The sequence below is a fragment of the Paraburkholderia sp. PREW-6R genome (genome assembly GCF_039621805.1).
Taxonomy (GTDB): domain Bacteria; phylum Pseudomonadota; class Gammaproteobacteria; order Burkholderiales; family Burkholderiaceae; genus Paraburkholderia.
In genome coordinates, this window is the sequence record NZ_CP155073.1 from 1,489,542 (window position 1) to 1,516,354 (window position 26,813).

The following is a 26,813-nucleotide window of genomic DNA, read 5'->3' on the forward strand; positions in this document are numbered from 1 at the left end:
CTTTCCTCGGTTACAATCGCCGGATGCGAATCCTACTCAGCAACGACGACGGTTATCTGGCGCCCGGCCTGGCCGCGCTCTATGAAGCGCTCAAGCCGATCGCGGACGTCACGGTCATGGCTCCCGAACAGAATTGCAGCGGTGCGTCCAATTCGTTGACGCTGTCGCGGCCGCTTTCGGTGCTGCGTTCGGCGAACGGTTTCTACTACGTGAATGGCACGCCTACCGACTCGGTGCACATTGCGCTCACGGGCATGCTCGACCACACGCCGGACCTCGTGGTCTCGGGCATCAACAACGGCCAGAACATGGGTGAAGACACACTCTATTCCGGCACCGTCGCGGCCGCCACCGAGGGCATCATGTTCGGCATACCGGCCATTGCGTTTTCCCTCGTCGACAAAGACTGGGTGCATCTCGACGCGGCTGTGCGCGTTGCGGCGCAAATCGTTTCGCATTATCTCGAGCAACCGTTGCCGGGGCATCCGCTGCTGAACGTGAATATCCCGAATCTGCCGTATGACCAGCTCGGCAACTGGCAGATCACGCGGCTCGGCAAGCGGCACCCTTCTCAGCCCGTGATCCGCCAAACCAATCCGCGTGGCGAGCCGATCTACTGGATCGGGCCGTCGGGCAGCGCGCGCGACGCCAGCGAGGGCACGGATTTCCATGCGGTCGCGACGGGGAACGTGTCGATCACGCCGCTGCAACTCGATCTGACCCACACGCAGATGCTGCCCGCGGCGCGCAACTGGGCGCGTGCCGGCAGCGGCGCTTCATGACGAACGAGCGCGCGAGGCGCTTTCCGCTCGGCCTCGAGGACCTGGTGCGTGAGCCGCGCCGGCCCGAAGGGCGTCCGGGCGAAGTGCGCGCGGCCGCGCTCGCCGCGAGCGCGGCTTTGAATTCGCGGCAGCCGGGCGGCAGGGCGGCGACGGCGGGGGCGCAGCAGAAGCCGCAGGCGCGGGCGCAGGGACCAAAGCAAACACAAGCGCCGGCGCAGCTCGCGCAACAAGGCAAGCAGTCCGCCACGTCGCCGGGCAAATCCGGCGCGTCGCCGCACGCGCCGGCCCAGGGCAAACCGTCTGCGACGACGCAAGCTCAGCCTCATGTCGCATCCGCAGCGAAAGCAGCGGCGCCGCCGGTTTCTTTTCCGCTTTCTTTTCCGCATTCCTTCCCGCTTTCTGTTCCGTTAGCGAAGCCGCCTGCGTCGCCGTCACAGAGGCCGACGATCATCACTCCGCCGAAGCCGCAGGCCGCGCCGCTGGCAAGGACGCCAGGCAAGCCCGCCGCGCAGAACGCCGGCACGCGGACCGGACCCCAGTCATCGGCTTCGTTGCGATCCGCCACCCGGCAGAACGAGCGCGCCGCTTCGCCGAACCTCGCATCGAGCGGCGCATTGGCGTTGACGTCGGAACGGGTTCGCGAACGCATGGTCGAACGCCTGCGTGCAAACGGCGTGACCGATCAGCGCGTGCTCAATGCAATGTCCGCTGTGCCGCGCCACATGTTCGTCGACCCAGGTCTCGCTGCTCAGGCCTATGAAGATGCGGCGTTGCCGATTGGTCATCACCAGACTATCTCGAAGCCCTCGGTGGTCGCGCGAATGATCGAACTGGCGGGCGCCGGGCGCGCGTTGAACAACGTGCTCGAAATCGGCACCGGCTGCGGTTATCAGGCGGCGGTGCTGAGCCACGTCGCGCGCGAGGTGTATTCGATCGAACGGATCAGGCCGCTATCCGAGCGCGCAAAGACAAACTTGCGTCCGTTGCGCATCCCGAACATCCGTTTGCATTATGGCGACGGGCGGCTCGGCTTGCCGTCGGCAGCGCCATTCGATGCGATCGTGATTGCTGCGGCGGGGCTCGACGTGCCGCAGGCTTTACTTGAACAACTCGCGATCGGCGGCCGTCTCGTTGCGCCGGTCGGCTCGCAGGACGGCCAGAGTCAGGTGCTCACGCTGGTCGAGCGCCTCGGACCCGCGCAGTGGCGCGAGTCGCGGCTTGATCGCGTTTTCTTTGTACCCTTAAAATCCGGAGTGATTTGACACCGATGAGTATGTTGCGCGCGATGCAAAGAACCAGCCTGAATGTCCCTCTGACCGTAACCCAGCGTAGCGTGTGCGTGCTCGCCTTGTCCCTGCTGATGTCGGCCTGCGCTTCCCGGCTCGACCAGGCGCCGGTTGTCGACCGCTCCGGCGGCGCGCCGCTCAGTACGCAGGCCGAGCAGCAGCCGGCCGTGCCGCTCGGACCGCCGCCGCCGGGCTATTACCGTGTGAAGCCTGGCGACACGCTTTATCGCATCGCGCTGGAAAACGGGCAGAACTATCGCGATATTTCGGCGTGGAATAATCTCACCAACCCGAACCAGATCGAAGTCGATCAGTTGCTGCGCGTGGTGCCGCCGGGCGCCAATACCGCGGCGCTCACACCGGGTGTGTCGACCGCGCCGATCGGCGGTGGTGGTGCAGTGCAAAGCGCGCCGCTTGGCAGCACGCCGCCATCTGCGGGAGTGGCCGCGCCGCCGCTCTATGGCGCGAGCGGAACGAGTAGCGCGAACAATGCTGCGCTTACGCCGCCGGCCAATCCGGCCGCGAGCGATTCGAGCGCAAGCGCGCCGGGCAATGTGAACTTCGCGTGGCCGGTGCGCGGGCCGTTGCTTGGCACATTTAACGATTCGACAAACAAGGGCGTCAACATCGGCGGAGCTGCCGGCGACCCCGTGAAAGCGTCGGCTGATGGGCGAGTAGTTTATGCAGGAAATGGCCTGCGCGGTTACGGGAACCTTATTATTATCAAACACGACGCAACTTATCTCACGGCGTATGCACATAACCGTGCTTTGATGGTAAAAGAGGGGGACGCGGTGACGAAAGGGCAGAAAATCGCTGAGATGGGCAATAGTGATTCCGACCGCGTAATGTTGCATTTCGAAGTTCGCCGGCAGGGTAAACCTGTCGACCCACTCAAGTATTTGCCGCCGCAATAAGCGATACGACCATGCCGAAATCGAAGCGCCGCCCGCCGCAAGCCGAGTCTGAGACGATCAGCGATGCCTTGTCCGCCTCGGTGGACGAAAGCGGCGCTTCGGAAGTGGAAGAAGAGGTTGCTGAAGAACGCGATCTCGACGAGCGCCAGGCCGGCGCAGAAGAGAGCGGCGAGGCGCGCGAAGGCACGGCCGAAGCGCCGCCGGACGCAGACGATTTTCGCGCGCTGTTACAAGCCGAACTCACGGCTGACACAATTCAGCATTACCTGAACCGTATCAGCGTCAAACCGCTGCTCACCGTCGAGGAAGAGCAGAAGTATTCGCGGCTCGCCAAGGCGGGTGAATTCGAAGCGCGCCAGGTGATGATCGAGCGCAATTTGCGCCTCGTCGTGAGCATCGCAAAAGGTTATCTGAATCGCGGCGTGCCACTGCTCGATCTGATCGAGGAAGGCAATCTCGGACTGATGCACGCGATCGAAAAATTCGATCCCACACGCGGCTTCCGATTCTCCACTTACGCCACCTGGTGGATCCGCCAGAGCATCGAGCGCGCGATCATGAATCAGGCGCGCACGGTGCGGTTGCCGGTTCACGTCATTCGTGAGCTTAACCAGGTACTGCGCGCAAAACGCCATCTTGAAAAGAACTCGATGAACTCGGGCGAAGCCGCCGAGCGGCGCGACGCCAGCATCGACGATATCGCCTATCTGACCGGCAAGACCACCGACGAGGTGACCGACATCCTCGCGCTGAACGAGCACACCGCGTCGCTCGACGCGCCGCTCGATCTCGACCCGGCGAGCAGCCTGCTCGACCTGCTGTCGGACGACCAGAGCCAGTCGCCGGACGCCGAAGTGCAGCACCGCGAACTCGAAACGCTCACGCGCGCGTGGCTCGCCCGGCTGTCGGACAAGCACCGCCATGTGATCGAACGCCGCTTCGGTCTGAATCACATCGAGCCCGCCACGCTCGAAGAGCTGGCCGATGAAATGGGCCTCACGCGCGAGCGGGTCCGCCAGATCCAACAGGAAGCGCTCGTGCGGTTAAAGCGCTTCTTCGCCTCCAACGGTGTTCGCAAGGACGCCGTTCTCTAACCTGATGACACCGATTCTTGTTTTCGACATCGAGACGATTCCCGATGTCGCCGGCATTCGCCGCCTCGAAGATTTGCCCGCCAGTCTGTCCGATGCCGAAGTCGCCGAGCACGCGTTCGCCGCGCGCCGCGAAAAAACCGGCAGCGATTTCCTGCCGCACCATCTGCAACGCGTCGCCGCCATTTCCTGCGTGTTTCGCGACAACAACGGCTTTCGCGTGCGCTCGCTCGGCACGCCGGAAGACGGCGAAGCGGCGCTCGTCCAGTCGTTCTATCGTGTGATCGAAAAGTACACGCCGCAACTCGTGTCGTGGAACGGCGGCGGCTTCGACCTGCCGGTATTGAACTACCGTGCGCTCGTCAATGGCATTCCGGCGTACCGTTTCTGGGATCTCGGCGAGGACGACCGCGAGTTCAAGTGGAACAACTACATCAGCCGTTACCATGCGCGTCACACGGATCTGATGGACGTGCTCGCGATGTACCAGGCGCGCGCCAACGCGCCGCTCGACGCGCTCGCGAAGATGTGCGGGTTTCCCGGCAAGATGGGCATGGACGGCAGCCAGGTGTGGCACGCTTACCAGCAAGGGCGAATCGACGAAATCCGCAATTACTGTGAGACGGATGTCGTCAACACGTATCTGCTGTATTGCCGGTTCCAGTTGATTCGGGGCGCGTTCTCCGCTGCCGAGTACGCCGACGAGATCAACCTCGTGAAGAACGCGCTGGCCCTCGAAACGGCGCCGCAGTGGGCCGAGTACCTCGCCGCGTTCGACGCCTGAGTCGAAGCGGAACTCGACGGCCGACTCGTCGCCGAATCCAACGCCCGACCTGACGCGCGACCCGTCGTCCGATTCGACGCCGCAGCCCGATCGTCTACAATCTTGCCTTTCCCCACAAGATTGTCAGGAAGTCGCAGGTGTCCACAACTGCTCCACAACGCCGCTTGCCAAAACGCCCCAAGCCACACAGGCAGCACAAGTCGAATAAGGCACGCCAGGCCCATGCGCCGGCGCCTCGGTCGGTCGTCACGGGCAACGAGCCGGTTATCGAGATCGTTTCGCTCGACATGGAAGCGCGCGGCGTTGGCCGCATCGAAGGCGAAGACGGCGCGCCCGGCAAGGTAATCTTCGTGGAAGGCGCGCTGCCCGGCGAGCGCGTCAGCTATTCGACGCATCGCAGCAAGCCGAAATACGAACAGGCTGAAGTCGTGCAGGTGTTCCGCGAGAGCGTCATTCGCACGAAGCCGAAATGCATGTACTTCGATATCTGCGGCGGCTGTTCGATGCAGCATCTCGATATTCGCGCGCAGGTGGCGGTCAAGCAGCGCGTGCTCGAAGACAATCTGCAGCATCTGGCCAAACTGCGTCCTGAAACGGTGTTTCGGCCCATTCACGGACCGGCGTGGGGTTATCGTTATCGCGCGCGTCTGGCCGTACGCTTTCTGCCGGAAAAGGGCGGCATGCGCATCGGCTTTCACGAGAAGAAAAGCAGCTATATCGCCGACATGAAAACGTGCGAGGTGCTGCCGCCGCACGTGTCGGCAATGCTGATGCCGCTGCGCTTCATGGTGCGCAAGTTGTCGATCTACGACCGCATGCCGCAGATCGAACTGGCGGTGGGCTCGTCGGTGACGGCGTTGGTCGTGCGCAACCTCGAACCGATCACCGAAGCCGACGAACAGGTGCTGCGCGATTTCGCCGACGAGCACAACGTCCAGTTCTGGCTGCAGCCGAAGGGTCCGGATACGGTCGCGCCGTTCTATCCGCTCGACGTGCAGCTCGATTACACGCTGCCCGAGTACGGCATCCGCATGCCATTCAAGCCAACCGATTTCACGCAGGTGAACCACGCGATCAACCGCGTGCTGGTCAGCCGCGCGTTGCGGTTGCTTGCGCCGTCGCGCACGGATCGCGTGCTCGACCTGTTTTGCGGTATCGGCAATTTCACATTGCCGCTCGCGCGGATATCGAAGGAAGTGGTGGGGATCGAAGGCAGTGAAGTGCTGACTTCACGCGCGCTCGCCAACGCCGAACTGAATGGCGTGGCGGGACATACGTCGTTTGCGTGCCGCAATCTGTTCGACGTGACCGCCGACGACATCCGCGCGCTCGGCCACTTCGACAAGTTTCTGATCGATCCGCCGCGCGAAGGCGCGCTCGCCGTCGCCAAGGCGCTTGCCGAAATCGCGCAGAGCGGCGCAGGACCGCTGCCGACGCGCATCGTCTACGTGTCGTGCAACCCGGCAACGCTCGCACGCGATGCGGGGCTGCTCGTGCACGAGGCGGGCTACCGGCTGGTTGGCGCCGGCGTGGTCAATATGTTCCCGCATACGTCGCACGTGGAATCGATTGCTTTGTTCGAGCGCGATTGATCGGACGCGGTGTGGGCGGTGCACGGCCGGCGTTTGTGCAGGTGAAATAAAAAAGCCACGAAAATGATCGTGGCTTTTTTCATTTGCCGGCTGATTCGGGCAGCGCGGCTTTCAGTCAGTCTGAACCCAATGGCGATGAGCGCGCAAAGCCGCTCAGAACTGCCACCAGGACTTCTCCGTACCCGGACGCGCATGGCCGGTGATGTACGGGCTGTCCGGGAACGTACCGGCCAGCACGCGGCGCGTGTCGTCGGCGAGTTGCGGCTGGTTCAGCTTCTGATACGACAACACCATGATATGCAGCGCGTCTTCGATCGCCGGCGCGTTCTTGTACTGCGTGAGCGCCAGTTGTGCGCGGTTGATTGCAGCAACATAGGCGCCGCGACGGTAGTAATAGTCTGCCGCGTGAACCTCGTGCGACGCCAGCGCGTTCACGATATACCGCATGCGTTGCGCGGCATCCGGCGCATACTTGCTGTTCGGGTATTTGTCCACCACGACCTTGAATGCGTCGTACGACTCGCGCAGCGATTTCGGGTCGCGCTCGCTCATGTCCTGACCGGAGAAGCGGCCGAACAGACCAAGGTCGTCGTTGAAGTGAATCATGCCCTTCAGGTAGTACGCGTACGAAATGTCCGGGTGATCCGGGTGCAGCTGGATGAAGCGGTCGATCGCCTGGTCGGCCGCCGCGTTCTCGTTGTCTTTCCAGTTGCAGTACGCGACGTTGATCTGCGCCTGCTGCGCGAAGTGGCCGAACGGGTCACGGCCTTCCAGCAACTCGAAGTATTTCGCGCACTTGCCGTAATCACCACCGGTCAAGGCGTCGTTCGCCTCCGTATATAATTTGTTGTTGTTCCACGTTGCCGTTTCGTCCGTCTTTTCCGGCAGGCCGTGACAAGCCGCAACAACGGCGACGGCTGCAGCGCACGCAATGTATCCGGCCACTTTCCGGGCCGCCTTCTTGATGGCCGCCAAATTGATCGCCGCTTCAGTGATGGTGTTCAAGGCTCGCATTTTCCAGTCTAGCTTTACGTCCAGGTGACCCAGACTCAATGACCCGCTCAAATACTCCAGGCGCCGCAACTGGCGCAGGGAATAGCAACAAAGATTATAGCTTAAGCGCCGAGCCCTCCGACGCATTGGAGAACGACTCGCTCGACGACGATCTCGGCAGCGACGCCCTTGCCGCCGCGGCCGTGAGCGCGGTGCCGACCGTCGCGAGTCCGGTCGCGGACGAAAGCCCGCGCAGCGTCGTGGTGCCGGACGAACTGGCCGGCGAGCGGCTCGACAAGGTGCTCGCGCGCGTGTTTCCCGAATTCTCGCGCAACCGCCTGCAAAGCTGGATCGAGGCCGAACGCGTGCATGTCGACGGCAAGCCGGCGAAGATCCGTCAGCCGGTGCCGCTGGGCGCGACCATCGAACTCGTGCCGGATCTGCTGCCCGAGCAACTGGCGTTCACGCCGGAGCCGGTCGCGCTCGACATCGTGTACGAGGACGACACGCTGGTCGTCATCAACAAGCCGGCCGGCATGGTCGTGCATCCGGCCGCCGGCAACTGGAGCGGCACCCTGCTGAACGGTCTGCTGTACCGTTATGGGGATGCTGCGGCGGGGCTGCCGCGCGCGGGCATCGTGCACCGGCTCGACAAGGAAACGTCCGGGCTGATGGTGGTGGCGCGCACGTTGGAAGCGCAGACCGATCTCGTGCGCCAGCTGCAGGCGCGCACGGTGAAGCGCCGCTATCTCGCGCTCGTGTGGGGCAACATGCCTGAAGAAGGCACGATCGACGCGCCGATCGGCCGCGATCCGCGCGAACGCACACGCATGGCCGTGGTGAAGAGCGCGTCGGGCAAGCCCGCGCGCACGCATTTCCGGCGCGTCGATTCGGCGATCTGGCAGCGTCAGCCGGTCACGGCGATTCACTGCGATCTGGAGACGGGCCGCACTCACCAGATTCGCGTGCATTGCGCGCACATCGGTCATCCGCTGCTCGGCGACCCGGTGTATGGACGCGCGCGCGGCCAGCGCTCGGTGACGCCGTTGCCCGACGGTTTTGCGCGTCAGGCGTTGCATGCGTGGCGGCTGGGTCTGGTGCACCCGACAACCGGCCGCACGATGCAGTGGCGCGCCGACGCGCCGGCGGACATGGAACAGTTATCGGCGGCGCTCGGTCTTGGCCGCGACGACGCGGGCGCGTTCGACCAGACGTACTATGAGGAAGACGACTACGACGCATCGCTCGATGGAGAAGAAGACGAATTCTTCAACGACGACGACGCTGACGACACCGCCCACCCCGACGCCGACGACGAGGACGATCACGCATGAGTTTGCCCGAGCTGAGCTTTGCCGATGTCGTGCAACCGGCGTGGAACGTGTCGCCGCGCGTGCGCGCGCTCGTCACCACCCGTAACGGCGGAGTGAGCGAACCGCCGTTCGGCCGCTGGAGCCACGGCGTGGATCAGCCTGGGGGCCTGAATCTCGGCATGAAGTCGGGCGACGATCCCGCCGCCGTCGCCGCTAACAGGGCGCGGCTATTGAGCCTTGCGGGCGTCGATGAGGCGGCCTGGCTCGAACAGATTCACGGCGCGGGCATCGTGCGCGCGGAGGACGTGCTGGCGCAATTGCGTGTGAGCGGCACGCCGACGCGCGCCGATGCGAGCGTTACCGATCGCGCGGGCACCGTATGTGTCGTGATGGTGGCCGACTGCATGCCGGTGCTCATCTGCGACGAAGCGGGGCGGGCGGTCGGCGCGGCGCACGCGGGGTGGCGCGGACTGGCTGCGGGCATCGTCGAGCAGACCGCGCAGCGCGTCGCCGGACTCGCCGGTGTCGAAGCATCCTTGTTGCATGCGTACCTGGGGCCGTCGATCGGGCCCGACGCATTCGAGGTCGGTGCAGACGTGCGTGACGCCTTCATGAACGGTGTCGACGGTGCACAACGCGATGCGACCGCGAACGCGTTCGTCGATCATCCCCGTCACGCGGGCAAGTATCTCGCCGATCTGCCGGCGCTTGCGCGGCTGAGGCTGCAGCGGCTCGGCGTAACGCGCATTACTGGCGGCGATCTGTGCACGGTCACGCTGCGTGAGCAGTTCTATTCTTATCGGCGTGATCGCGAGACGGGCCGCATGGCCGCGCTCATCTGGATCGACGATCACGCGCAGAGCATCGCGGACTAGCCGCGTGTCGCTATCGGCCTGCCCGATACGTCCGACCCCTGTCTGCCTTTATGCGGGTTTATTCTGAGCGGCGCCGCGCGGTTTTGCTGCGCTGCCAGAATTGCGCGCGCTTGCGTGAATCTGCCGCAAAATGGTGGCCTCACGAATCGATAAACACATCTAAGCCCGTGCAATCTGGCAGCTTTTTTCCCTCATGCGATCCCGGTTCACGTCGCGCGTAAAAGCGCGATCTGCTACACAGGGAAAACGATAATTAAAAAACTATCGCACTGCGGCAAAATCAGGAACAAGCATTGACATGCCTTGCGATGGGGAGCAAGAATGTTCCTCACAGCTCCTCGCACATGGGACAGGGCGTGACGAGGCGGCGAGCAATCGCCCGCGTGCGCATAACCTGCCTTCTCAAACCGTCCGCAAGGACTCACCGGTCAAAAGCAGGCATGGCAGCATCACATTCCTCAGCTTCCCCCCGCACGGACTCCTCAACGGAGAAGACGCAGCAGGCCGGCACGAGCAGCGCAGCCCCAGCCGCCGGCATGCAGCCGTTTATCGACGCATGGATGAACGCGTGGCGCTCGCTCGGCGTGGACCCAGGCGGCAACGGCATGCCTTTCGCCATGCCGCAGACGCCGCACGCACAACAAGCGCCGCAGATGCCGCAAATGCCACAAATGCCGCAGTTTTCCGGCATGCCGCAGATGCCGTCGCTGGCATCGGTATTTCAGGGCCTCTTTCCGGGTGCGACGCCGGGTGTGATTCCGGGTCTGCCATCGGGCGCTTTCCCCGGTCAATTTCCCGGTATGCCTGACTTCACGAAGCTGGCTGCCAGCGCGATGCCGTCGCTGCCGTCGTTCGCCGGTCTGAGCATTCCTACGGCAGCGATTCCTGCGGAGCGTCTGCAGAAACTCCAGGCAGACTATTCACGCGACGCAATGGAATTGATCCGGCAATCCGCCGGATCGACTGCGAGGCCACCCGAACTCAAGGACCGGCGCTTTAGCGCCGAAGCATGGAGCGCGACGCCCGCTTATGCATTCACCGCGGCGTGGTATCTGCTGAACGCACGCTACCTGCAGGAAATGGTCGACGCGCTCGACACCGAACCGAAAGTGCGCGAGCGTATCCGCTTTGCGGTTCAGCAATGGACCGCCGCGGCCGCGCCGAGCAACTTTTTCGCGCTGAATCCCGAAGCGCAGAAAACGCTGCTCGAGAGCAACGGTGAGAGCTTGCGCCAGGGCGTGATGAACCTCTTGAGCGACCTGCAGCGCGGCAAGATTTCGCAAACGGACGAATCGCGTTTCGTGGTCGGAGAGAACCTCGCGAACACGGAAGGCTCGGTGGTGTTCGAGAACGAGATCATGCAGCTCATTCAGTACAAGCCGCGTACGGCGACCGTGCGTGAACGCCCGCTGCTGATCGTGCCGCCGTGCATCAACAAGTTCTATATCCTAGACCTGCAGCCGGAGAACTCGCTGGTTGCGCACGCGCTCGACTCGGGCCACCAGGTGTTTCTGATTTCGTGGCGCAACGCCGATGCGTCGATCGCCCACAAGACATGGGACGACTACATCGGCGAAGGTGTGCTCGAAGCGATCGCAACCGCCAGCAAGATCAGCGGCCGTGAGCAGATCAATACGCTCGGTTTCTGCGTGGGCGGCACGATGCTCGCCACCGCCCTGGCCGTCGCCGCGGCGCGCGGTCAGCGTCCCGCGTCGTCAATGACGCTGCTCACCGCCATGCTCGATTTCTCGGACACCGGCGTGCTCGATATCTTCGTCGACGAGGCGCACGTGCAGATGCGCGAGCAGACCATCGGCGGCAAGAACGGCACGCCGCCGGGACTCATGCGCGGCCTCGAATTCGCGAACACGTTCTCGTTCCTGCGGCCGAACGATCTGGTGTGGAACTACGTCGTCGACAACTACCTCAAAGGACGCACGCCGGTGCCGTTCGATCTGCTGTACTGGAACAGCGATTCGACGAGCCTGCCCGGTCCGATGTATGTCTGGTATCTGCGCAACACGTATCTCGAGAATCGCCTGCGCGAGCCCGGTGCGTTGACCACCTGCGGCGAACCGGTCGATCTCACCAAGATCGATGTGCCCACCTTCATCTACGGTTCACGCGAAGACCATATCGTGCCGTGGCAAACCGCCTATGCGTCGGTGCCGCTGCTCGCCGGGCCGTTGAAATTCGTGCTGGGTGCGTCGGGGCATATTGCAGGGGTGATCAATCCGCCGGCCAAGAAAAAGCGCAGTTTCTGGATGCTCGAGGGCGACGCGCAGGCGCTGCCGGAGAGCGCGCAAGCGTGGTTCGATCAGGCAACCGAGCTACCCGGCAGCTGGTGGCCCGAGTGGACCCGCTGGCTCGATCAGCAAAGCGGCAAGAAGATCAAGCCGCGCGCCGAAGCAGGGTCAGCCGAGTTCCCGGTGATCGAGCCGGCGCCGGGGCGCTACGTGCGGGTACGCGAGTAGGACCGGAACAGGGTTCAGAAGCAACGTGATTTTTAACTTGACGGGCAGCGGTGCGTCTCGCCGGCAGCCCGGAGGATATGGAAATGACTGATGTTGTGATCGTATCGGCCGCGCGGACGGCAGTAGGCAAATTCGGTGGGTCGCTCGCGAAGGTCGCCGCGCCCGAACTCGGCGCCACGGTGATTCGCGGCGTGCTCGAGCGTGCCGGGATGAAGCCCGAGCAGGTGAGCGAAGTCATTCTCGGCCAGGTGCTGACGGCCGGCTCCGGCCAGAACCCGGCGCGTCAGGCGCTTATCAAGGCAGGCTTGCCCAACGCCGTACCCGGCATGACGATCAACGTGGTGTGCGGCTCGGGCCTGAAGGCGGTGATGCTCGCCGCAAACGCGATCATTGCGGGCGACGCCGACATCGTGGTGGCGGGCGGCCAGGAAAACATGAGTGCCGCGCCGCACGTGCTGCCGGGTTCGCGCGACGGGTTCCGCATGGGCGACGCGAAGCTCATCGACTCGATGATCGTCGACGGCTTGTGGGACGTGTACAACCAGTACCACATGGGCGTGACCGCGGAGAATGTCGCGAAGGAATACGGGATCACGCGCGAGCAGCAGGACGCGTTCGCGGCGCTGTCGCAGAACAAGGCGGAAGCCGCGCAGAAGGCGGGCCGCTTCGACGCCGAAATCGTGCCGGTCGAGATTCCGCAACGCAAGGGCGAACCGCTGCGTTTCGCGACCGACGAATTCGTGCGCCACGGCGTGACGGCTGAATCGCTCGCGGGCCTCAAACCCGCGTTCTCGAAGGAAGGCTCGGTCACCGCGGCCAATGCTTCCGGCCTGAACGACGGCGCGGCGGCGGTGCTGGTCATGTCGGCGAAGAAAGCCGAGGCGCTCGGCCTGACGCCGCTTGCGCGCATCAAGGCATACGCCACGTCGGGTCTCGATCCAAAGCTGATGGGCATGGGTCCGGTGCCGGCTTCGCGCCGCTGCCTCGAACGCGCGGGCTGGACGCCGGCCGACCTCGACCTGATGGAAATCAATGAGGCGTTCGCCGCGCAGGCGTGCGCCGTCAATCAGCAGATGGGTTGGGACACGTCGAAGATCAATGTGAACGGCGGCGCGATCGCGATCGGCCATCCGATCGGCGCATCCGGCTGCCGGATTCTCGTCACGCTGCTGCACGAAATGCAGAGGCGCGATGCGAAGAAGGGTCTGGCTTCGCTGTGTATCGGCGGCGGCATGGGTGTGGCGCTCGCGCTCGAGCGTTCTTGAGAAGGCGGCGCGCGTTAAGGCGGGCGAGCGTCGAGCCGGCGCGCTTGCCGCCCACCTCGCCGCGCGCCCAACCAGACAGTGCCCGCGCACGGGCGCATGGCGGCAGGCAATGCGGCACGCATGGCAGTAGACGGTAAGCGGTAGGCAGGGCCTCGTCGGCCGGTCGCCCGGCGGCAGCGGAGATGAAGCGAGAGACGAGGGAAGAGGCAGCCGGTCGGCGCCTCGAAAACGATAACGGAGTGTAGTTTATGACAGAGCGAATTGCGTACGTAACGGGCGGGATGGGCGGCATCGGCACGAGCATTTGCCAGCGGCTGCACAAGGAAGGCTACAAGGTCATCGCGGGCTGCGGCCCGAACTCGCCGCGCCGCGTGAAGTGGCTCGACGAGCAGAAGGCCCTGGGCTTCGATTTCATCGCGTCCGAAGGTAACGTCGGTGACTGGGAATCCACCAAGGCCGCGTTCGACAAGGTCAAGGCCGAAGTCGGCGAAATCGACGTGCTGGTGAACAATGCCGGCATCACGCGCGACGTCGTGTTCCGCAAGATGACGCATGAAGACTGGACGGCGGTGATCGACACCAACCTCACCAGCCTGTTCAACGTCACCAAGCAGGTGATCGACGGCATGGTCGAGCGTGGCTTCGGCCGCATCATCAACATTTCGTCGGTGAACGGCCAGAAGGGCCAGTTTGGCCAGACCAATTATTCGACCGCGAAGGCCGGCATTCACGGCTTCACGATGTCGCTCGCGCAGGAAGTGGCCACCAAGGGCGTGACGGTCAACACCGTGTCGCCGGGCTACATCGGCACCGACATGGTCAAGTCGATCCGTCCCGACGTGCTGGAGAAGATCGTGGCGACCATTCCGGTGCGCCGCCTCGGTCAACCGGACGAAATCGGTTCGATCGTCGCGTGGCTTGCATCGGACGAATCGGGTTTCGCGACGGGCGCTGATTTTTCGCTGAATGGTGGTTTGCATATGGGCTGAGTCACGGCGCACCGCTCACGAAGCGGCGCGCTTCGGCTCAGATGGTTCCGGCGGCGTCCCGCTCGTGCAATCGCCCGGTTGCACGGCCGGCATGACGCCGTTTCCGCGCTCAACTCGCGCTCAAAGGCGTTACATGACTACTACTACAAAGAAAACAGCCGAACGACTGATCAAGAAATATCCGAATCGTCGGCTCTACGATACCGAGACAAGCACGTACATCACGCTGACAGACGTGAAGCAGCTCGTGCTCGATCAGGAGGATTTCAAGGTCATCGATGCGAAGAGCAACGAGGATCTGACGCGCGCCATCCTGTTGCAGATCATTCTCGAGGAGGAAAGCGGCGGCCTGCCGATGTTCTCGTCGTCGATGCTGTCGCAGATCATCCGTTTTTACGGGCATGCGATGCAAGGCATGATGGGCACGTATCTGGAAAAGAACATCCAGGCCTTCATCGACATTCAGGCGAAGCTCGCCGACCAGTCGAAGAATCTGTACGAAGGCAAGGCGATGAATCCCGAGGTCTGGTCGCAATTCATGAACATGCAGGCGCCGATGATGCAGGGCATGATGACCAGCTACATCGAACAGTCGAAGAACATGTTCGTGCAGATGCAGGAGCAGATGCAGAACCAGGCGAAGTCGATGTTCGCGACGTTCCCGTTCACACCTGGCGGCGCGGTCAATGCGGGCGGTGCGGCCGCTGCGCCGTCCACCTCGGCCGCGACCACGCAAAGCAATCCCGAACCCGAGAAGAAATAAGGCATCAGCAGGGTACGAAGAGAGGGGCGAAGCCGTGCGCGCTGCGGCTCGCGGGCGGCATCGCGGTACGGTCGGGGTACAATCGCGGACCGCGTCTAGCGCGCATTGTCCTTGGTACGTCGATCCGGCCGCTTCGCACCGCGCGAGTTCGACCATGTCGCGAGTGCGGCATGGCCTTCGCAAACGCCGCTCCGGTCGTTCGGCCGCTAATGTCCCTCATGTTCCAGCCGCCCGTTTCCATGCTGCATTTCTCCTTCGCTTCGTCTCGCGGCGCTCGCCGGTTGTCGACGCGGTTCGCCGCATGAGCCGGCTTTTTCTCGCTCCGATGGAAGGCGTCGCGGACTATGTGCTGCGCGACGTACTGACTGGCGTTGGAGGATTCGCCGGCTGCGTGTCCGAATTCATTCGTGTCACGGGTTCGCTGCTGCCCAACCGTGTCTACGAGCGCGAGGCGCCGGAAGTGTTGCACGGCGGACGCACGCTTGCCGGCACGCCGATGGTGGTGCAACTGCTGGGCAGTGATCCCCGATGGATGGCGCTGAACGCAGCGCATGCCGCGACGCTGTCGCCACATGGCGTCGATCTCAACTTCGGCTGTCCCGCGAAGATCGTGAACCAGCACGGCGGCGGGGCCATGCTGCTATCGGACCCGAAGCAACTTAACCGGATCGTCGCCGCGGTTCGCGCGGCGGTGCCTGCCGGCATCCCGGTGACCGCAAAAATGCGGCTGGGTGTTTCCGATACCGCACGAGCGGTCGACTGCGCGGTGGCATTGGCCGAAGCCGGCGCGGCCTCTCTCGTCGTGCACGCGAGAACGCGCGACGAGGGCTACAGGCCGCCTGCGCACTGGGAGTGGATCGCGCAGATCGATGCGGCCGTGGATGTGCCGGTCGTTGCGAATGGCGAGGTCTGGACCGTAGCCGACTGGGAGCGTTGCCGCGCCGTCAGCGGCTGCGCGGACGTGATGATCGGGCGCGGCGCCGTGTCGGACCCATTCCTCGCATTGCGGATTCAGGGGCTGATGGAACGGTTGCCTTGTAAAGACGAATGGCCGGTGGTGCTGGGCTTTCTCGCCGGTTATCTCAGGAAGCTGCAGAACCGCGTGGCCTGCCGACACGAGCACGGGCGCGTGAAAATGTGGCTCGGCTATCTGAAGCGGACATGGCCGCAGGCAGCCGGGATGCACGACGCCGTCCGCCGCCTGAACGATTCGCGCGAGATCCTCGCCGCGATCGAGAACGCGCTGGCGCTCGAACAGCCGATGTCGGACTGCCGGGATGCGTCGGCTGGCGAACTGGACGCAGCCATGTTCAGCGCCGCTTGAGCCGGTAGGAAGCTCACGCGCGGGGCGGCCGCCTGCCCCAAGGTCTTTGATCGGGAAAGCGCCGGGCCGGCGACCCGGCGACCCGGCGAACCACGCATCGGCAGATCATCGCCAAACCTGGCGCGGGCGCTACAAGCGCCCCTCGCGGTACAATGCGAGGTTACGTTTACCGCCTTCTGCCGGACCGCCCCCATGTCACAAGTTTCGTCCTCTTCGTCCCCCGTCACGCCCGTCCAGGCTGCCCCCAAAGTCGGCTTCGTGTCGCTTGGCTGCCCCAAAGCCCTCGTCGACTCCGAACAGATCATCACCCAGCTTCGCGCCGAGGGTTACGAGATTTCCGGCACGTATGACGGAGCGGATCTCGTCGTCGTGAACACCTGCGGCTTTATCGACGAGGCCGTGCAGGAATCTCTGGACGCGATCGGCGAGGCGCTGAACGAAAACGGCAAGGTGATCGTCACCGGCTGTCTCGGCGCGAAAAAGAGCGGCAGCGGCTCGGGCCTGATCGAAGAAGTGCATCCGAAGGTGCTCGCCGTGACCGGCCCGCACGCCGTTGGCGAAGTGATGCAGCATGTGCACACGCATCTGCCGAAGCCGCACGATCCGTTCGTCGATCTGGTGCCGGCTGCGGGTATCAAACTCACGCCGCGCCATTACGCATACCTGAAAATTTCCGAAGGCTGTAATCACCGCTGCACGTTCTGCATCATCCCGTCCATGCGCGGCGACCTCGTGTCGCGCCCGGTCGCCGAGGTGATGCTCGAAGCGGAGAATCTCTTCAAGTCCGGCGTGAAGGAACTGCTGGTCATCTCTCAGGACACGAGCGCGTATGGCGTCGATGTGAAATATCGCACGGGCTTCTGGAACGGCAAGCCGATCAAGACGCGCATGACGGAGCTGGTCGGTGCGCTCGGCGAGCTGGCCGCGCAATACGGTGCGTGGGTTCGTCTGCATTACGTGTATCCGTATCCGAGCGTCGACGAAATCATTCCGATGATGGCCGAAGGTCCGTTCAAAGGCCACGTGCTCCCGTATCTCGACGTGCCGTTCCAGCACGCGCATCCGGAAGTGCTCAAGCGCATGAAACGCCCGGCGAACGCAGAGAAAGTGATGGAGCGCGTGAAGGCATGGCGCGAGATCTGTCCGGATCTGACGATTCGTAGCACCTTTATCGCGGGCTTTCCGGGCGAGACGGAAGAACAGTTCGAAACGCTGCTCGATTTCATCCGCGAGGCGGAGCTGGATCGGGTCGGCTGCTTTGCGTACTCGCCGGTCGAAGGTGCGGGCGCCAACGAACTCGACGGCGCACTGCCCGACGAAGTGCGCGAGGCGCGCCGCGCGCGTTTCATGGAAGTGGCCGAGGAAGTGTCGGCCAGACGCATCGCGAAGAAGGTCGGCAAGACGCTGAAGGTGCTCGTCGACGAGATCAACGCCGATGGCGGCATTGGCCGCACGGCTGCGGACGCGCCGGAGATCGACGGCGTGGTGTATATCGCGCCCGCCACGAAGGCGTCGAAACGCTACAAGGTGGGCGATTTCGTGTCGGTGAAAATCACCGGCGCAGATGGTCACGACCTGTGGGGCGAGGTCTGACCGGTCGCGGGAAGCGCCAGCACGCACCCAGGCAGGATCACTAATCGAGACCAGAAAGGAGCGAGCGATGCAACGTGAAGTCGTAGTGGTCAGCGGAGTACGAACGGCAATCGGCGGTTTCGGCGGCAGTCTGAAGGACTTTGCGCCGACCGATCTGGCCGCTCGCGTCGTGCGTGAAGTGCTGTCGCGTGCCGACGTGTCGGGCGACGAAGTCGGCCATGTGGTATTCGGCAACGTCGTGCATACCGAGCCGAAAGACATGTACCTCGCGCGGGTTGCCGCGATCAATGGCGGCGTTGCTCAGCACACGCCGGCGCTGACCGTGAACCGGCTGTGCGGCTCGGGTCTTCAGGCCATCATTTCAGCGGCGCAGAGCGTGCTGCTTGGCGATGCGGATATCGCGATCGGCGGCGGCGCGGAAAACATGAGCCGCGCACCGTATTCAATGCCGGCCGCGCGCTTTGGCCAGCGCATGGGCGACGCGCGCCTCGTCGACATGATGGTCGGTGCGCTGAACGACCCGTTTCAGTCGATTCACATGGGTGTGACCGCGGAAAATGTCGCGCGTAAATACGACATTTCGCGCGACGCACAAGATGCGCTCGCACTGGAATCGCATCGCCGCGCGGCCCATGCGATCACGAGCGGCTACTTCAAGGAACAGATCCTGCCGGTGACGCTGGCGTCGAAGAAGGGCGACGTGGTGTTCGACACGGACGAGCACACGCGCATGAATGCTTCGGCCGACGACTTCGCGAAGCTCAAGCCCGTCTTCGCGAAGGAAAATGGCACGGTGACGGCCGGCAATGCGTCGGGCATCAACGATGCGGCGGCGGCGGTCGTGCTGATGGAGCGCAGCGTGGCCGAACAGCGCGGCGTCAAACCGTTGGCGCGGCTCGTGTCTTACGCGCATGCGGGCGTCGATCCGGCTTATATGGGCATCGGCCCGGTGCCCGCGAGCCGCAAGGCGCTCGAGCGCGCCGGCCTCACGGTGGCCGACCTCGACGTGATCGAGGCCAATGAAGCATTCGCAGCGCAGGCGTGCGCGGTCAGCAAGGAACTCGGCTTCGATCCGGCCAAGGTCAATCCGAACGGCTCGGGCATCTCGCTCGGACATCCGATCGGTGCGACCGGTGCGCTGATTACCGTCAAGGCGCTATACGAGTTGCAGCGCGTTGGCGGCCGTTATGCGCTGGTGACGATGTGCATCGGCGGCGGGCAGGGTATTGCTGCGGTCTTCGAGCGGATCTGACGATCATTCGTTATGTGTAGCCCGCAGACACTGGGCCTGCGGGCTACGCGCGTCACCCGCGCAATATCTGGCATCACCCGCGCGGAACAGGCAATGAGGAAGAAACGGATGCAGCAAATACAAGCGATTCGACGCGGGCCGCGCCATCGCGGCTGGGCAACAATGAGCGCGGCGATATGGCTGTGCGTCAGCGTCGGCTTCACTCTCGTACCCGATGCGGCGCAGGCGGAAAGCGACGCAGTCAAGGAATTGGCGGCGCCGCCGCCGATTCAGTTGCCGCTGCGACCGAGCGCCGAGTTTGCGAAATTTCCGCGTTATGCCGGCATGCTCGGCGCGCGTCAGATCGTGTTGCGCCTCGGCCCGAAAACCGATGACCCTTCTGGCGTTCACGGCGAGTATCAGTTCACGGATACCGGCGAGGTCATCCTGATCGCCGGCGACCGCGACGGCGACACGCTCGAAGTCGAGGAGTCGAACGACGGCACGCACATTACCGGGAACTGGGTCGGCAAATTTGCCGCGGATGGATCGGTGGCGGGCGACCGGATGAATGTCGACGACTCCGATCCACAAGGCTTCGATCTGAAGCCGCTTGCCGCAGGGCAGCCCGTGCCGCCTCCTGGCGCACCGGCTGTGGCGTCGGGCAAAGCCGACGATACGCCGCAGGGTGCGGCGTCGTCTTCCATGGCGCCGGCTGCGGCGTCGGCGGCTGCAACGGGCGGCCATGCCGTTGGCGGCGTCGGCAACCTGCAAACGGGCGAATGATCGTGCGGCCGCGCGTGCTCGGTGATCTGCGCGCGGTTTTGCAACCTGCAAGTCGCTATGGGATACGTCCGATGCACGCTTCTTCGCGCGTCACTTCGTCTGCACTTCACTGAACAACACCATGACCCAAAACAAACTCAAACGCGGTCTGCAAACCCGCATCGTCAGGACCGAGGACCAGATTACGCCGGGCTTCGAATCGTTCTCGGTGCCGGTCACGCGCGCGTCGACGGTCGTGTTCCCCGATCTCGCCACGATGCGCGCGCTCGACTGGAAAAACGACGCGCAATGGCGCTACGGCCTGCATGCCACGCCCATTTCGATTGCGCTGGCGCAGCGCCTTGCCGCGATCGAGGGCGGCAATCATGCGTTGCTGCAACCGTCGGGGTTATCGGCCATTTCAAACGTCTACTTTGGGCTCGTCAAATCCGGCGACGACGTGCTGATTCCCGACAATGTGTACTCGCCGAACCGCGATCACGGCGACTGGCTGGCGCGCGACTTTGGCGTGACGGTGCGTTACTACGATCCGATGATCGGCGCGGGCATTGCCAGTCTGATCCAGCCGAATACGCGCCTGATCTGGCTGGAGGCGCCCGGCTCGGTGACGATGGAAGTGCCCGATGTACCCGCGATCACGGCGGCGGCGCGCGCGCGCAACGTCGTCACGGCGATCGACAATACGTGGTCGGCCGGTCTCGGCTTCCGTCCTTTCGATCACGGGGTGGACATTTCGGTGCAGGCGCTGACGAAGTACCAGTCGGGCGGCGGTGACGTACTGATGGGCGCGACGATTACCGTCGATAGCGAATTGCATTTCAGACTGAAGGCGGCGCGCATGCGCATGGGCCTCGGCGTTTCGGCGGACGACTGTTCGCTGATTTTGCGCAGTTTGCCGACCATGCAGTTGCGTTTCCAGCAGCATGATCGCGCGGCGCTCGGCCTCGCCCAATGGCTGAAAACACGTCCGGAAATTGCGGCGGTGTTGCATCCGGCGCTGGCCGACTGTCCGGGTCACGAGTTTTACGAGCGCGATTTCACCGGCGCAGGCGGCCTGTTTTCAGTCGTGTTCGACGCGCGTTACAGCCCGGCGCAAATCGACACGTTCTGCGAATCGCTCGAACTCTTTTCGCTCGGCTGGAGTTGGGGCGGTGCGCATAGCCTTGCCATGCCGTACGACGTCGCATCCATGCGCACGGCCGCCCAATGGCCTTATCGCGGCACGCTCGTGAGGTTTTACATCGGCCTCGAAGAAGAGGCCGATCTGCGCGCTGATATCGAACAGCGTTTGACGGCGCTGGGCTGATCGTTCGGCCGATAGTGGCCTGACGTTCGTCCATCTGTTTCAGACGAGCCTGCGGGGAATACCGGCCGATTTCAGAAGAGCCGCAGCAGGCCGTCGAGCCCCACATGATTGAACGCTACGCTGGCCGCTTCGCGTACTACCGGCTTTGCGCGGAACGCAACGGAGAAGCCGGCCGCGGCCATCATCTTCAGATCGTTCGAGCCGTCACCCATCGCAATCGCACGCGTAGGTTCAATGCTCAGTGCGGCACAGGTTTCGCGCAAGGTCCGCGCTTTCACCTCCGCGTTGACGATTTCGCCGACGACCTTGCCCGTCAGCTTTCCGTTCACGATTTCGAGCGTGTTGGCACGCGTGAAATCCAGTCCGAGCCGCGCCTTCAGTTTTTCGGTGAAGAAGGTAAAACCACCCGACACCAGCAGCGTTTTCAGGCCAGCCGCCTTCGCGCCCGCGAGCATCCTTTCCGCGCCGGGCGACAGTTGCAGGCGCTCGTCATACACGCGTTCGAGCGCGCTTGCGTCGAGGCCCTGAAGCAGCGCCACGCGACGTGTCAGGCTCTCGTTGAAGTCCTTGATTTCACCGCGCATGGCCGCCTCGGTGATCGCGGCCACTTCGGCCTTGAGTCCGCAAAAGTCGGCGATCTCGTCGATGCATTCGATCGTGATGAGCGTGGAGTCCATGTCCATTGCCACCAGACCAAAGTCGCGCAACTGCCGATCGGCGTCGACATACGCATAGTCCAGTTCGTGCGTGGCGCAATAGGTTTGCACATCGGCGCGTTGCGCGCGGTCCGCGCCGGCGATGCGGACCGCGTTGGCGTCGACCGGGGTGACCCGTGATCCGCGCGCAAGCGCAACGAGCGTTGTGTGGTGGTCGGCAGACAGAGGGCCGGTGCTTTGGATGACGAGATTCATGGACGAATGGACGGCGCTTTTCACGCGGATCAGGACGGGGAAGGGCAAGGAGAAGCCGCAACGAAAACTGCACTCAAAACGGTACGAACCGGGCAACGTGTGCGCAGTGTGCTGCCACGCCGCCATTGTAACGGGTCGGCCAGTGGCGTTTGACCGACCTATAACCGTCCTCACCCGAAACAGACCGTAGCTTTTGCCGACTTATCGCAAGACTTACAGTCCAGGTGTCACATCACAGCGACTTTAATGCTGCTGTCATCCGTATAAGCCGTGGCACGCTTGCTGCTTGTCCGTAGGTCTTGGGCTCGCGGGCCCTGGACTCACGGGAGTGCGCGATGGCACACATGATCTGGAAAGGCGCAATCAGCTTTGGCCTCGTCCACGTTCCGGTGCAGTTATACCCGGCGACGCAGTCGGAGAAGGTCGGCTTCAATCTGCTGGATAAGCGCTCGATCGATCCGATCGGCTACAAGCAGATCAACAAGCGCACGGGCAAAGACGTCACGCGCGATAACATCGTGCGCGGATTCGAGTACGAGAAGGACAAATATGTGGTGCTGTCCGACGACGAAATCCGCTCGGCCAATCCCGAGTCGACCCAGACTGTCGACATCCTTGCTTTCGTCGACGCACCCGACATCTCCTTTCTCTATCTCGACACGCCTTATTACCTCACGCCCGACCGCAAGGGCGACAAGGTGTACGCGCTGCTGCGCGAAGCGATGAAGGCCTCGGGCAAGATTGGCGTAGCCAGTGTCGTGCTGCACAACAAGCAGCATCTGGCCGCGTTGATTCCCGTCGGGCCGATGCTGGCGCTGAATACGCTGCGCTGGGCCGCGGAAGTACGCGACATGGACGAGTTCAAAGTGCCGGCCGACGGCGTGAAGGCGGCAGGCGTCACGCCACGCGAGCTGGACATGGCGAAGAAGCTGATCGACGACATGAGCGACGCCTGGGACCCGGCCAATTATCACGACACGTTCCGCGACGACATCATGGCGCTCGTCGATCGAAAGATTCGCGCGGGCAAGACCGAGGAGATCACCGATGTCGAAGCGCCGCATGAAGCGCGACAGTCGGCTGACATTCTTGATCTGTCCGATCTGCTGAAGCGTAGTCTTGGGCGCGGCAAAGCGAAGCCCGCATCGGGCGGCCGCAAACGTGCCGCCGACGATGAAGAAGACGAGACCGATGCCGATGCCGGGAGCGCCGGGTCAGCCGCACCCGCGCGGAAAAAGGCGCGCACCGCTCGCCCATCGACGACGACGCGCAGCGCGCGTGGCAGCGGCAGCAGCGGCAGCAGTGGCGGTAGCGCCAAATCCGCGCCAGCAGCGCGCAAGCGCCGCGCCGCGGCGTAGCCCAAGCCGACCCGCCAGCAGCGGCATGCTCTTCTCATCTCCGACGACGTCATCATCGCCATGAACGACAGACTCGATCTTTACAACCGCAAGCGCCGCTTCGACGAAACGCCGGAGCCTTCCGGCACCGCTGCGCGCCGCAAAAGCGCGGGGCGCGGCAAGGCGGCGCGTGCATCGGCGCATGCGTTGTCCTATGTGATCCAGGAGCATGACGCAAGGCGACTGCATTACGACTTCCGGCTCGAACTGAACGGCACGTTGCTGTCGTGGGCCGTGCCGAAGGGCCCCAGCCTCGACCCGTCGGTCAAACGGCTCGCCGTGCATGTGGAAGATCATCCCATTGAATACGGCTCGTTCGAAGGCGAGATTCCGGCGGGCAATTACGGCGCGGGCACGGTGATCGTCTGGGATCGCGGCACCTGGGAGCCCGTGGGCGGAGAGAAGGAAGCGCTGCGCTCGTACGAGGCCGGCAAGCTCAAATTCACGCTCGACGGCGACAAGCTGCAGGGTGGCTGGACGCTGGTGCGCAGCCATATGCGCGGCAGCGGCGACAAGGAGCAATGGCTTCTCATCAAGGAACGCGACGAGGCTGCGCGCAATGAAAGCGAGTACGACGTTCTGAAGGAGCGCCCCGGAAGCGTGCTGAACGGCGGGAAAGCGGCGGCAAAGCGCGCGTCTGGGGCGTCGGGCAAGGTGTCGCGTGCTGCGGACGGTCAGTCCGCCGCCAGCTCCGCCAGCAAATCCGCAGCGGATAAAAAGACTGCCGCCGCGTCCGCTGCCAGTGCCCAGCAGACCAGCGCGAAAGGAGCCAGCCGCCGCCGCGCAAGCCCATCCGGCGACCCCAAACGACCCGACATCGTCGCGACGCGCAGCAGCGAATCGCTGCGCGAGCTGGCCGCGTCTCCGTCGATCGAGGGCGCGGTCAAGGCGAAGTTGCCCGCCACCTTCAAGCCGGAACTGGCGACCCTCGTGGACGCTGCGCCACCCGGCGATGAGTGGTCATACGAAATCAAGTTCGACGGCTACCGCGTTCTGGCGCGCATCGAACACGGCGCAAAAAGCGCGACGAAGAAAGGTGCCGTGCAAGTCTTCACTCGCGCGGGCAACGACTGGACAGCGCGCTTCGGCAAGCAGGTTGCGGCCCTGGAGCAACTGGACATAGAAAGCGCGTGGCTCGACGGCGAAGCCGTGGTGCTGGACGGGAACGGTGTGCCGAGTTTTCAGGCGCTGCAAAACGCGTTCGATTCGAACCGTCCGCAGGACATCGTGATCTACCTGTTCGATCTGCCGTTCCTGAATGGCTACGACCTGCGCGAGGTGCCGCTCGAACAGCGCCGCGCGATTCTGCGCGCGTTGCTTGACAACGAGCGCGACGACAGCCTGCTGCGCTTTTCGAACAACTTCGATTTCAGCGCCGACGATCTGCTGCGCAGCGCGTGCGACATGGCGCTCGAGGGAATCATCGGCAAGCGGCGCGACAGTGGCTATGTGTCGGGACGTTCATCGTCGTGGATCAAGCTGAAATGCCGCCGCCGCCAGGAGTTCGTGATTGGAGGCTATTCGGAACCGGCAGGCAGCCGCGCGGCGTTCGGTGCGTTGCTGCTCGGCGTGTACGACAGCAAGGGCAAACTGCAATACGCCGGGCGGGTGGGCACGGGCTTTGACGCCGCATTGCTGCGCTCGGTGAAGAAAGAGCTCGACGCGCACGAAACCAGCCGCATGCCGTTTGCGTCGCAGCCACGCGAGCGCAGCCGCACACCGGTGCATTGGGTCGACCCGGTGCTCGTCGCCGAATGCAATTTCGCTGAATGGACGGGGGACGGCATCGTGCGCCAGGCATCGTTCGTAAGTCTGCGAAACGACAAGCCCGCGCGTCAGATCGTCAAGGAAGCACCTCGCAAAGGAGCCGACGTGCAACAGCAAACCGATACCGCGGGCGACGCCGCGCCGAAAAAAAAGGCGCCGCGAAAGACCGCCGCCGGATCTGCGAGGTCCGACGCTGCCCCGGAGCCGACGGCGTCCAGGAAGACTGCGTCTGGGCCGACCGCGTCTAAGCCGACCGCGTCTAAGCCGACCGCGTCTAAGCCGACCGCGTCTAAGCCGACCGCGTCTAAGCCGACCGCATCCAAGCCGACTGCATCGAAGCAGACTGCGACGAAGCAGTCCGCATCTAAGCCGACCGCATCCAAGCAGGCTGCATCCAAGCAGACTGCATCCAAGCCGACTGCATCGAAAACGCCGGACTCCAAAGCATCGAACACGCCCGGGGAAATCGCCGGTGTGCGTGTATCCCATCCCGACCGTGTCATCGACAAGACGTCGGGCACACGCAAGATCGATCTGGTGCGCTACTACGAGTCCGTCGCCGAATGGATGTTGCCGCATCTGCAAAACCGCCCGGTCTCGCTTGTGCGCGCGCCGGAGGACATTGGCGGCGAACTGTTTTTCCAGAAGCACAGCCAGAAGCTGTCGATTCCGAATGTGACGCAGCACCCGGGGCTCGACGCCGGGCATCCACCGCTCATTACCGTCGATACCCTCAAGGCGCTGGTCGGCGCCGCGCAGATGGGCACGGTGGAATTTCACACGTGGAATGCGGTGGTGTCGAATATCGAGAAGCCGGACCGAGTGGTGTTCGACCTCGACCCGGACGCGTCGCTCGGCTGGGAACGGATGATCGAAGCCGCGCAGCTCACCCGCTCCCTACTGGAAGAACTCGGGCTTACGTCGTTCTGCAAGACGAGCGGCGGCAAGGGATTTCACGTGGTCGTGCCGCTCGCCAAACAGGCCGGCTGGGACGAGGTCAAAGACTTTTCGCAAGCGGTCGCACAGCACATGGCGACAACGCTGCCCAAGTACTTCAGCGCGAAGATGGGCGCGCAGAACCGCAAGCAGAAAATTTTCGTCGACTACCTGCGCAACAACCGCGGTTCCAGTACGGTCGCGGCGTTCTCCGCACGTGCGCGGCCGGGACTGGGCGTGTCGGTGCCGCTCGCGTGGGACGAGGTCGCGAGCACGACGGGCGGCGACCAATGGACTATCGAGAATCTGCACGAGCGCCTCGCCGACCTCAAGCGCGACCCGTGGGCGGATTACGCGAAAACGCGCCAACGCATCACCGCAGCCATGAAACGACGCCTCGACGAAGCGAAGTAACGCAGTCACGCCCGAGAGGCTCGC

21 protein-coding genes are annotated in these 26,813 nt (G+C 63.7%); 19 read left to right on the forward strand and 2 right to left on the reverse strand.

Annotated elements, in window-relative coordinates; genetic code table 11:
* Positions 1 to 23: 23 nt before the first annotated feature.
* The 6 genes from surE (at position 24) to rlmD (ending at position 6,452) form a co-directional block, all read left to right on the forward strand.
* Positions 24 to 782 carry a 5'/3'-nucleotidase SurE gene (gene surE, locus AAGS40_RS06485; protein WP_345813956.1) on the forward strand — a complete coding sequence of 253 codons (759 nt, stop codon included), beginning with the start codon at positions 24 to 26 and terminating at the stop codon, positions 780 to 782.
* Positions 779 to 2,044 (forward strand): protein-L-isoaspartate(D-aspartate) O-methyltransferase, encoded by a 1,266-nt coding sequence (locus AAGS40_RS06490; protein WP_345813957.1) that lies wholly within the window; start codon positions 779 to 781, stop codon positions 2,042 to 2,044. Before surE ends, AAGS40_RS06490 begins: the two co-directional genes overlap by 4 nt.
* 5 nt (positions 2,045 to 2,049) lie before the next feature.
* Positions 2,050 to 2,985 carry a peptidoglycan DD-metalloendopeptidase family protein gene (locus AAGS40_RS06495; protein ID WP_345813959.1) on the forward strand — a complete coding sequence of 312 codons (936 nt, stop codon included), beginning with the start codon at positions 2,050 to 2,052 and terminating at the stop codon, positions 2,983 to 2,985.
* A gap of 11 nt (positions 2,986 to 2,996) precedes the next feature.
* Positions 2,997 to 4,079 (forward strand): RNA polymerase sigma factor RpoS, encoded by a 1,083-nt coding sequence (rpoS, locus tag AAGS40_RS06500; protein WP_345813960.1) that lies wholly within the window; start codon positions 2,997 to 2,999, stop codon positions 4,077 to 4,079.
* Positions 4,080 to 4,083: 4 nt separating this feature from the next.
* Positions 4,084 to 4,860, forward strand: coding sequence for a 3'-5' exonuclease (locus tag AAGS40_RS06505; RefSeq protein ID WP_345813961.1), 777 nt, complete (start codon positions 4,084 to 4,086; stop codon positions 4,858 to 4,860).
* A gap of 137 nt (positions 4,861 to 4,997) precedes the next feature.
* The gene (rlmD, locus tag AAGS40_RS06510; protein WP_345813962.1) at positions 4,998 to 6,452 is read left to right on the forward strand and encodes a 23S rRNA (uracil(1939)-C(5))-methyltransferase RlmD; all 1,455 of its coding nucleotides are present in this window, start codon (positions 4,998 to 5,000) and stop codon (positions 6,450 to 6,452) included.
* Between the two features lie 153 nt (positions 6,453 to 6,605).
* On the opposite strand, the gene AAGS40_RS06515 is transcribed toward rlmD, so the two are convergent.
* A complete protein-coding gene (locus AAGS40_RS06515) occupies positions 6,606 to 7,466 on the reverse strand; it encodes an outer membrane protein assembly factor BamD (protein ID WP_345813963.1) in 861 nt (286 codons plus the stop codon).
* Positions 7,467 to 7,504: 38 nt separating this feature from the next.
* On the opposite strand from AAGS40_RS06515, the gene AAGS40_RS06520 reads away from it, so the two are divergent.
* The 11 genes from AAGS40_RS06520 to AAGS40_RS06570 all read left to right on the forward strand — a co-directional run bounded on the left by AAGS40_RS06520 (position 7,505) and on the right by AAGS40_RS06570 (position 21,364).
* Entirely contained in the window at positions 7,505 to 8,779 is a 1,275-nt protein-coding gene (locus tag AAGS40_RS06520) for an RluA family pseudouridine synthase (protein ID WP_345813964.1), read from the forward strand.
* On the forward strand, positions 8,776 to 9,633 hold the full coding sequence (gene pgeF / locus AAGS40_RS06525; RefSeq protein ID WP_345813965.1) for a peptidoglycan editing factor PgeF: 858 nt from the start codon (positions 8,776 to 8,778) through the stop codon (positions 9,631 to 9,633). The genes AAGS40_RS06520 and pgeF overlap by 4 nt, the downstream gene beginning before the upstream one ends.
* A 536-nt stretch (positions 9,634 to 10,169) precedes the next feature.
* The gene (gene phaC, locus AAGS40_RS06530) at positions 10,170 to 12,107 is read left to right on the forward strand and encodes a class I poly(R)-hydroxyalkanoic acid synthase (RefSeq protein WP_345813966.1); all 1,938 of its coding nucleotides are present in this window, start codon (positions 10,170 to 10,172) and stop codon (positions 12,105 to 12,107) included.
* An 83-nt stretch (positions 12,108 to 12,190) separates the two neighbouring features.
* Positions 12,191 to 13,372 carry an acetyl-CoA C-acetyltransferase gene (locus AAGS40_RS06535; RefSeq protein WP_345813967.1) on the forward strand — a complete coding sequence of 394 codons (1,182 nt, stop codon included), beginning with the start codon at positions 12,191 to 12,193 and terminating at the stop codon, positions 13,370 to 13,372.
* Positions 13,373 to 13,620: 248 nt separating this feature from the next.
* Complete coding sequence (locus tag AAGS40_RS06540; protein WP_345813968.1) at positions 13,621 to 14,361, forward strand: 3-ketoacyl-ACP reductase; 741 nt, start codon at positions 13,621 to 13,623, stop codon at positions 14,359 to 14,361.
* Positions 14,362 to 14,494: 133 nt separating this feature from the next.
* Positions 14,495 to 15,124 carry a polyhydroxyalkanoate synthesis repressor PhaR gene (gene phaR, locus AAGS40_RS06545; RefSeq protein ID WP_345813969.1) on the forward strand — a complete coding sequence of 210 codons (630 nt, stop codon included), beginning with the start codon at positions 14,495 to 14,497 and terminating at the stop codon, positions 15,122 to 15,124.
* A 301-nt stretch (positions 15,125 to 15,425) separates the two neighbouring features.
* Entirely contained in the window at positions 15,426 to 16,448 is a 1,023-nt protein-coding gene (locus tag AAGS40_RS06550) for a tRNA-dihydrouridine synthase (RefSeq protein ID WP_345813970.1), read from the forward strand.
* A gap of 192 nt (positions 16,449 to 16,640) precedes the next feature.
* Positions 16,641 to 18,041, forward strand: coding sequence for a 30S ribosomal protein S12 methylthiotransferase RimO (rimO, locus tag AAGS40_RS06555; protein WP_345813972.1), 1,401 nt, complete (start codon positions 16,641 to 16,643; stop codon positions 18,039 to 18,041).
* A gap of 67 nt (positions 18,042 to 18,108) precedes the next feature.
* Positions 18,109 to 19,293 carry a beta-ketothiolase BktB gene (gene bktB, locus AAGS40_RS06560; protein ID WP_345813973.1) on the forward strand — a complete coding sequence of 395 codons (1,185 nt, stop codon included), beginning with the start codon at positions 18,109 to 18,111 and terminating at the stop codon, positions 19,291 to 19,293.
* 108 nt (positions 19,294 to 19,401) lie between these two features.
* Entirely contained in the window at positions 19,402 to 20,058 is a 657-nt protein-coding gene (locus AAGS40_RS06565; RefSeq protein ID WP_345813974.1) for a hypothetical protein, read from the forward strand.
* A 121-nt stretch (positions 20,059 to 20,179) separates the two neighbouring features.
* Entirely contained in the window at positions 20,180 to 21,364 is a 1,185-nt protein-coding gene (locus AAGS40_RS06570) for a cystathionine beta-lyase (RefSeq protein WP_345813976.1), read from the forward strand.
* Between the two features lie 71 nt (positions 21,365 to 21,435).
* Here the strand turns inward: AAGS40_RS06570 and serB are convergent, their stop codons facing one another.
* Positions 21,436 to 22,275, reverse strand: a complete 840-nt coding sequence (gene serB, locus AAGS40_RS06575; RefSeq protein ID WP_345813977.1) for a phosphoserine phosphatase SerB — start codon at positions 22,273 to 22,275, stop codon at positions 21,436 to 21,438.
* Positions 22,276 to 22,610: 335 nt separating this feature from the next.
* Here serB and AAGS40_RS06580 point away from each other — a divergent pair, with 335 nt between their 5' ends.
* Positions 22,611 to 23,633: a Ku protein gene (locus AAGS40_RS06580; RefSeq protein ID WP_345813979.1), complete on the forward strand. Its 1,023-nt coding sequence runs from the start codon at positions 22,611 to 22,613 to the stop codon at positions 23,631 to 23,633.
* A gap of 60 nt (positions 23,634 to 23,693) precedes the next feature.
* Positions 23,694 to 26,789, forward strand: a complete 3,096-nt coding sequence (gene ligD / locus AAGS40_RS06585; protein ID WP_345813980.1) for a DNA ligase D — start codon at positions 23,694 to 23,696, stop codon at positions 26,787 to 26,789.
* Positions 26,790 to 26,813: the final 24 nt, after the last annotated feature.